The sequence below is a fragment of the Ruegeria sp. BG7 genome, from assembly GCF_056535685.1.
In genome coordinates, this window is the sequence record NZ_JBQFIU010000001.1 from 1,849,916 (window position 1) to 1,857,500 (window position 7,585).

The window sequence follows — 7,585 nt, forward strand, 5'->3', positions numbered from 1 at the left end:
GTCAAAGGCCCGAAAATGTGGGGTTACGTTTTTCAATGAACGCGGCAACGCCTTCTTCGCGGTCCGCTGAGGCGGCAATCGCTGCGCTACCAAGGGCTTCGACCACGGCATGAGTGTCTTCACCGACCGCTGCATGGATCATGTTTTTTGAGATTTCGGTGGCGCGAGGCGAAAGGTCGCTTAGTTCGGCGGTGATCTCAAGCGCGCGCGCCAGAGCGTCGTCAGTCACCTCGGTCGCATAGCCCAAGGCCACGGCGCGGTCAGCACCAATACGGCGCCCAAAGAGGGCCATCTCTTTCACCGTAGCTTCGGGGATCAGCCGGGTCAACCGCTGTGTCCCGGACCAGCCGGGTACAATCCCGACCCGAGCTTCAGGTAAAGCCAACGTGGACCGCGGGGTCATCAGGCGCAGATCGCAGCAACTGGCCAGCTCTAGCCCACCGCCGAACGCATGACCGTTGATCGCAGCAATTGTTGGCTTGCCGATCCGCGCCAGGCGGTCAAAGATGCGATGTCCATCACGGACCCAATGGCGCGCGAATTCGGCGGGGCTCAGACCACCCCAAGCGCCAATATCGGCCCCACAACAGAACGCTTTTTCACCCGCGCCGGTCAGAACAAGCGCACGAATAGATACGTCACGCTCGACCTCTGTCAGGCCAGCTTCCAGCGCGTGCAGCATATCTAAAGTTAACGCATTGAGCTTGGCCTCGTTGTCCAAAGTCAGGACGGCGGTTGCACCCTCGATATGAATGCGCAGTTTGCTCAAAGTGTCATCCCCATCGGGCCAACTGCAAATAGCGACTTGGGCATCTGAACCGCGTTTTCCGCGACTTTGACGCGACCGCCTGAAGCTTCGGCAATATCGCGCTGCGCCTCAATGCCGGGCATGATTTCCGTCGCGACCAGCCCCTGATCCGTCAGGCGAATAACGCAACGCTCGGTTACATAGAGCACATCCTGACCGGTTTCCTGGGCACGGCGGCCCGAGAATGTGACATGTTCGACCTGATCCACCATCTTGGTGAATTTTCCGGGGGCATTCACACGGATACCATCATCCGCCAGATCAATCTTGGCGCCAGCTTCGAACCAGCCCGAGAACACGATCTTTTTGGCCCGCGTGGTTATATCGACGAAACCGCCGCACCCTGCTGTCAAATAGGGTTTTTTACCAAGTTTGGAGACGTTCACGTTGCCTTCGACATCGACCTCGAGGAACGAGAGGAACGACATATCGAACCCGCCGCCCTGGAAATAGATGAATTGCTGTGGTGACGGCACATAGGCATGCGCGTTGGATGCGCACCCAAAGGCAAAGCCGGTTAGTGGGACACCACCGACGGCCCCCTGTTCAATCGCCCAAGTTACCGCCTGAGGATGGCCCTCCTCCAACAAGACACGCGGAACCATTGCGCTGATCCCAAAGCCCAAATTGGCGCTCATGCCGCTGCGCAGTTCTTGGGCAGCCCGTCGTGCGATGACCTTCTCGACACCGTGCTCGGCCAGCGAAAAACTGTCCCAAGAGCGCATAATTTGGCCAGAGATCGCCGGGTCATAGGGCGTCTCTGTCGTTTGCATCTGCTCTGGGTCTTCAACGATCAGATCGACCAGATGCCCCGGCACGCGCACGTCATGGGGGCGCAAGCTACCTGCAGCAGTCACACGTTGAACCTGTGCGATCACGAGCCCACCGTGGTTGCGCACGCAAATCGCTTGCTCCAGTCCGCCCAGATAGGCACCTTCATGTTCATAGGTCAGGTTGCCAAACTCATCCGCCGTAGTTGCGCGCAAAACGCAAACGTTCGGGTTGATATTTGGGAAGTGCAACCAAGTCTGACCGTCGAATTCCTTGCGATTAACGATGGGAACCGTCGCACCACGCTCGTTCATCGCGCATCCTTCGCGAACAGGATCCACGAAAGTGTCAAGCCCGACCTGCGTCAGAACACCAGGTCGATGCGCTGCGGCTTCGCGATGCATATCGAACAGAATTCCCGATGGTACGTTGTATGCAGCCACTCGATCTTCGACGATCATTTTCCAGATTTTCGGCATCTCAAGGCTGGAAGGGCCCGACGGGTATGATCCGGCGAGAACGCGACTTAGCAGTCCATCCTGCGCCAGATAGTCCATGCCCTTTACGCCATACATATCCCCTGCAGCAATAGGGTGCAGCGTTGTAATGTTGCGCGGATGCCCTTCAGTGCGAAACCGCTCTCCAATCGCCTTTAGAACAAGATCAGGGCAACCCAGAGCCGAAGACGATGACACAGAGACGACCGCATTGTCCGGGATGCGAGAAACGGCCTCGGAAACAGAAACCAGCTTGGTCATCAGAAACCACCATAATCTACATTGATACGCCGACCCGAGGCTGCGGCTTCTCGCACACAAAGCGCCACGGACAACGATTTCACGCCATCGGGCCCGTCAGCCGCCGGGCGACCTTCGTCTATGGTCGCGGCGACAAATTCTGATACGCCCTGAACGTAAAGCGAATGATCCGAAAACGGGATCTCTTCGCTTCCGGCTTCAGTCACCAGATTGATCGACCCAACCGGTCGCTGCGTCATGACGCCATCCGCAAAAATCGAACCCTTGGTTCCGTGAACTTGAAGGTCCGACCCGGCAAACGGGTGCGTAAAACTTTCATGTGTCATGACCATTGCGCCCGAGGGCATCGTCCAGACAGACATGCAGGAGTCTTCGACGCCCTGCCCCATCCCGGAACTGGCCATTTGCGCGACGACAGACACCGGGTCTTCATTGAGCAGGAAGCGGGTGACATCTGCATCATGAACAACGATGTCGGGGATCACGCCGCCACCAGCATCCGCAGAGTTTATACGCCACCCCTGCAAGTTACCCGGCAGATGCACTGCGTGATGGATTCGTAGCGAGAGAACGTCTCCGACGCGCCCGGCTGCAATTAGGTCACGAATTGCGCGATGGCTGCCAGAGCAACGCAGGTGATGATTGGTTCCAAATGTCACGCCAGCCGTGTCGGCCGCACGCACCATCTCGATAGCTTCCGCTTGCGTCATCCCAAGCGGCTTTTCACACAGTACATGCTTACCAGCCGAAATGGCTGCCATTGCCTGGCCGTGGTGTTTCTCATTGGTTGAGGAAATATAAACAGCCTGAACATTCTCGTCAGCAAATGCAGCGTCCAAGTCTGTGGTCGCATTGGGAATACCGTGTTCATTGGCCCAGGTTTGCACCCGGTCAGGCGAATTGCTGACGACCCAGGTCACTTCGTTGCTTGTCTGATGACGCACCGCGCCCAGCATGTGTTGTGAAGCTATCGTACTCGCTCCGACAAAAGCCCAGTTCATCTGATTTCCCCGAATTTGGAACGTTCCAATTTTCTAGTGGAACGTTCCAAGTATGACAAGAAAAAACTCTTAACGCGCTTTAAAGGTAAGAAAACATGGCTAAAACCACGAAGCTGGGCACCTCATCAAAAAGCAATCACAGGGAATCGAAGAGATTCATAGCGTGTCGGCTCTCCAACTGAGTCGCAGAAATTCGCCGTGTGCCACTTGCATCATTGCGTCAGAGCGTCTCCTTCCACCGTCACCCTGTGCATAAGGCGTCGAAACCCATGGTAATCGTTGATCGCTTTGTGGCAGGTCGCTCTGTTGTCCCAAATGGCGATATCCCCTTCCTGCCAACGCAGGCGGCATTGGAATTCGGGCTGCTTGCAATGATCATAAATCATAGCCAGCACCGCGGCAGACTCATCCGCGCTCAAGCCTTTTATTTCGGTCGTGAACACAAGATTGACGAACAAACCTCGCCGACCGCTGAGAGGATGCGTGATGACAACGGGGTGCAAAGCGTCTTGCATGGCAGCTTCGGCGTTACCCAACCGACCTCTTTTTGCGGCTTCTGTGTCCATGATGCTGGCTCCAAAGGCATGACGGGAGGAATGCACCGCCCACAAACCATCGAGGAAACCACGCATCGTGGGCGACAAGTCCATCGCGAGGACCAAAGTTGAAGACTGGGTTCTCATCGCACTCTCCGACCAATTGATGGACCCAGACCTGTTCAGTGTCTTCTGCGAAGAGTTCGTCGCAGAGACCAACCGGTTGAGAGCCACTTCCCAATCGTCTCGCGCGTCCAAGGAAGCCGAACTCGCAAAGACCAATCACGCGCTGGCTCGTCTGGTTCAAGCACTGATCGACGGAGCGCCGGCGTCGACCGTCAAAGACAAAATGGCTGAGTTGGAAGCGAGGAAAGCCCAATTGGAAAATGACTTGAACGCGGCGCCAGCGCCCCAACCTGTGCTGCACCCCAACCTGTCGAGGCTCTATCACTCCAAAGTCAGCGATCTTGCCAACGCCCTCAATGAGCCCGACGTACGCAGCGAAGCTGCTGAGGCGCTGCGCGCTCTGATCGACAAGGTGGTGCTGACACCGTCTGAAGATGGATATGACATTGATCTGCATGGAGATCTTGCCGGCATTCTCGCCTTAGCGTCTGGTAAAAAAGCAAAAACCGCCCATACCGACATAGCCGAGGCGGTTTCGCAAGTATCGCTGGTTGCGGGAGTAGGATTTGAACCTACGACCTTCAGGTTATGAGCCTGACGAGCTACCGGGCTGCTCCATCCCGCGACACTTTGCGTTGGTCTACCGCCTATTCGGCTACTTGAGACCGTTTGTTGGCCTATCGCTTACGCTGCTTGAGGCCGGGTAGTGTTCTTTTCATCGTATTAGAGAGATTGTTGGGCTTTTTCTAGGTTTGGCGGTGACCTACTCTCCCGGGGCTTAAGCCCAAGTACCATTGGCGCGGCAGTGCTTAACTTCCGGGTTCGGTATGGGACCGGGTGTTTCACTTGCGCTATGACCACCAAACCGAGGAAAAGCCCATGTCGACTTTCTTGCGGAGCAAGAAAGCGACGGGTGGCAGGCAGCGTATTCGCTTGCGAATGCGCGGTGCCACTCGGTTGTGTTTATCAACCAACAGTGCCGCTTGGTGCGACACGGTTATCCAAACCAAGGTCGGTGTATGCTTTTGGTTTGATTTGTCTTTCTGTTACTGGATCAAATCAAGCCTATCGGGCGATTAGTACCGGTCAACTGAACGCATTACTGCGCTTACATCTCCGGCCTATTGACGTGGTGGTCTTCCACGGCCCTCAGGGAGACCTTGTTTTGAGGGGGGCTTCCCGCTTAGATGCCTTCAGCGGTTATCCTGTCCGATCATAGCTACCCAGCACTGCCGTTGGCACGACAACTGGTCCACCAGTGGATCGTTCACCCCGGTCCTCTCGTACTAGGGGCAACTCCTCTCAAGTCTCCTACACCCACGGCAGATAGGGACCGAACTGTCTCACGACGTTCTAAACCCAGCTCACGTACCTCTTTAAACGGCGAACAGCCGTACCCTTGGGACCTGCTCCAGCCCCAGGATGAGATGAGCCGACATCGAGGTGCCAAACACTGCCGTCGATATGGACTCTTGGGCAGTATCAGCCTGTTATCCCCGGCGTACCTTTTATCCGTTGAGCGATGGCCCTTCCACTCGGGACCACCGGATCACTATGGCCGTCTTTCGACTCTGCTCGACTTGTCAGTCTTGCAGTCAGGCTGGCTTCTGCCATTGCACTCAACGAGCGATTTCCGACCGCTCTGAGCCAACCTTCGCGCGCCTCCGTTACGCTTTAGGAGGCGACCGCCCCAGTCAAACTACCCGCCACGCAGGGTCCCGGATCCGGATAACGGACCGCGGTTAGACATCAAGAGTGCGAAGGGTGGTATCTCAAGGGAGGCTCCACGGATACTTGCGTTTCCGCTTCAAAGCCTACCACCTATCCTGCACATCACAATCCTGATGCCAGTGCGAAGCTGTAGTAAAGGTGCACGGGGTCTTTCCGTCTAACCGCGGGAAGCCTGCATCTTGACAGGCAATTCAATTTCGCTGAGTCGATGTTGGAGACAGCGGGGAAGTCGTTACGCCATTCGTGCAGGTCGGAACTTACCCGACAAGGAATTTCGCTACCTTAGGACCGTTATAGTTACGGCCGCCGTTTACCTGGGCTTCAATTCAAGGCTCTCACCTCTCCTTTTAACCTTCAGGCACCGGGCAGGCGTCAGACCCTATACGTCGTCTTGCGACTTCGCAGAGCCCTGTGTTTTTAATAAACAGTCGCCACCCCCTGGTTTGTGCCCCCAGCCCCTAGTTGCCTAGGAACCGGGCCTCCTTCTCGCGAACTTACGGAGGTATTTTGCCGAGTTCCTTCAACATCGTTCTCTCAAGCGCCTTGGTATGCTCTACCAGTCCACCTGTGTCGGTTTAGGGTACGGTCTGATGGAGGGCTATTTCCAGGAACCACTCAGCAGCCCAATCAATCCGATAAGATTGAACTACACCTGTGATCCGTCACATCCTCCTGGCCTAGGAATATTAACCTAGTTCCCATCGCCTACGCCTTTCGGCCTCGGCTTAGGGCCGGCTTACCCTGCTCAGATTAGCTTTAAGCAGGAACCCTTGGACTTTCGGCGAGAGTGTCTCTCACACTCTTTGTCGCTACTCATGTCATCATTCTCACTAGTGATCTCTCCACCGGATCGCTCACGCGCCGGCTTCATCGAAAGAACTCTATCCTGCGCTACCGCCTATTCGGCTACTTGAGCGCGCTTACGCGCACCACATAACCGGCGGCAATACAGGATGAGTTCTATGTCACACTACGCTCTGCTACCATGCCTTACGGCATCCTAAGCTTCGGCTCATGGCTTGAGCCCCGTTACATCTTCGCCGCAGGACAACTTATTTAGACCAGTGAGCTGTTACGCTATCTTTAAAGGATGGCTGCTTCTAAGCCAACCTCCTGGTTGTTTTGGTCGTCCCACCTGCTTTCCCACTTAGCCATGAATTGGGGGCCTTAGCTGTAGGTCAGGGTTGTTTCCCTCTCCACTACGGACGTTAGCATCCGCAGTGTGTCTGCCATCTAGTACTCCCGGGTATTCGGAGTTTGGTTAGGATCAGTAAGCCTGTGGGGCCCCATTACCCATCCAGTGCTCTACCCCCCGGGGTATTCGGATGACGCTCTACCTAAATAGATTTCGCAGAGAACCAGCTATCTCCGAGTTTGATTGGCCTTTCACCCCTAGGCACAGCTCATCCCGATCCTTTTCAACGGATGTGGGTTCGGTCCTCCAGTAAGTGTTACCTTACCTTCAACCTGGCCATGCCTAGATCACTCGGTTTCGGGTCTGATCCCACGAACTCATGCGCCCTATTAAGACTCGCTTTCGCTACGCCTACACCTAACGGCTTAAGCTTGCTCGTGAGACCAAGTCGATGACCCATTATACAAAAGGTACGCCGTCAGATCTCGAGGATCCTCCGACTGATTGTAGGCGTTCGGTTTCAGGTACTGTTTCACTCCCTCGTCGGGGTGCTTTTCACCTTTCCCTCACGGTACTGGTTCGCTATCGGTCAGCAAGGAGTACTTAGCCTTCGAAGGTGGTCCTCCGATCTTCAGACAGAATTTCACGTGTTCCGCCCTACTTAATACGTCCATCAAAGCTTCCTATACGGGGCTGTCACCCGCTATGGCCATGCTTCC

At 55.5% G+C, this 7,585-nt stretch carries 4 protein-coding genes, 1 tRNA gene and 2 rRNA genes (1 of these 7 only partly in view); all 7 read right to left on the reverse strand.

From position 1 onward, the window contains the following. Position 1: 1 nt before the first annotated feature. Positions 2-769 (reverse strand): enoyl-CoA hydratase/isomerase family protein, encoded by a 768-nt coding sequence (locus tag ACR3EH_RS09210; RefSeq protein WP_171189157.1) that lies wholly within the window; start codon positions 767-769, stop codon positions 2-4. Further along, a complete protein-coding gene (locus ACR3EH_RS09215) occupies positions 766-2,337 on the reverse strand; it encodes an acyl CoA:acetate/3-ketoacid CoA transferase (RefSeq protein WP_171189159.1) in 1,572 nt (523 codons plus the stop codon). Before ACR3EH_RS09215 ends, ACR3EH_RS09210 begins: the two co-directional genes overlap by 4 nt. Further along, entirely contained in the window at positions 2,337-3,338 is a 1,002-nt protein-coding gene (locus ACR3EH_RS09220) for a Gfo/Idh/MocA family protein (RefSeq protein WP_171189161.1), read from the reverse strand. The genes ACR3EH_RS09215 and ACR3EH_RS09220 overlap by 1 nt, the downstream gene beginning before the upstream one ends. Positions 3,339-3,550: 212 nt before the next feature. Continuing rightward, positions 3,551-4,021, reverse strand: coding sequence for a TauD/TfdA dioxygenase family protein (locus ACR3EH_RS09225; RefSeq protein WP_171189163.1), 471 nt, complete (start codon positions 4,019-4,021; stop codon positions 3,551-3,553). A gap of 527 nt (positions 4,022-4,548) precedes the next feature. Further along, positions 4,549-4,625: transfer RNA gene (locus ACR3EH_RS09230), tRNA-Met, on the reverse strand. A gap of 125 nt (positions 4,626-4,750) precedes the next feature. Continuing rightward, positions 4,751-4,865: ribosomal RNA gene (gene rrf, locus ACR3EH_RS09235) — 5S ribosomal RNA — on the reverse strand. A gap of 190 nt (positions 4,866-5,055) precedes the next feature. Further along, positions 5,056-7,585, reverse strand: a 23S ribosomal RNA gene (locus ACR3EH_RS09240) (it continues 333 nt past the right edge of the window).

Coding starts and splice junctions, on each gene's coding strand:
- ACR3EH_RS09215 (WP_171189159.1), bottom strand. CDS start 2,337: ATGACCAAGCTGGTTTCTGTTTCCGAGGCCGTTTCTCGCATCCCGGAC.
- ACR3EH_RS09220 (WP_171189161.1), bottom strand. CDS start 3,338: ATGAACTGGGCTTTTGTCGGAGCGAGTACGATAGCTTCACAACACATG.
- ACR3EH_RS09225 (WP_171189163.1), bottom strand. CDS start 4,021: ATGAGAACCCAGTCTTCAACTTTGGTCCTCGCGATGGACTTGTCGCCC.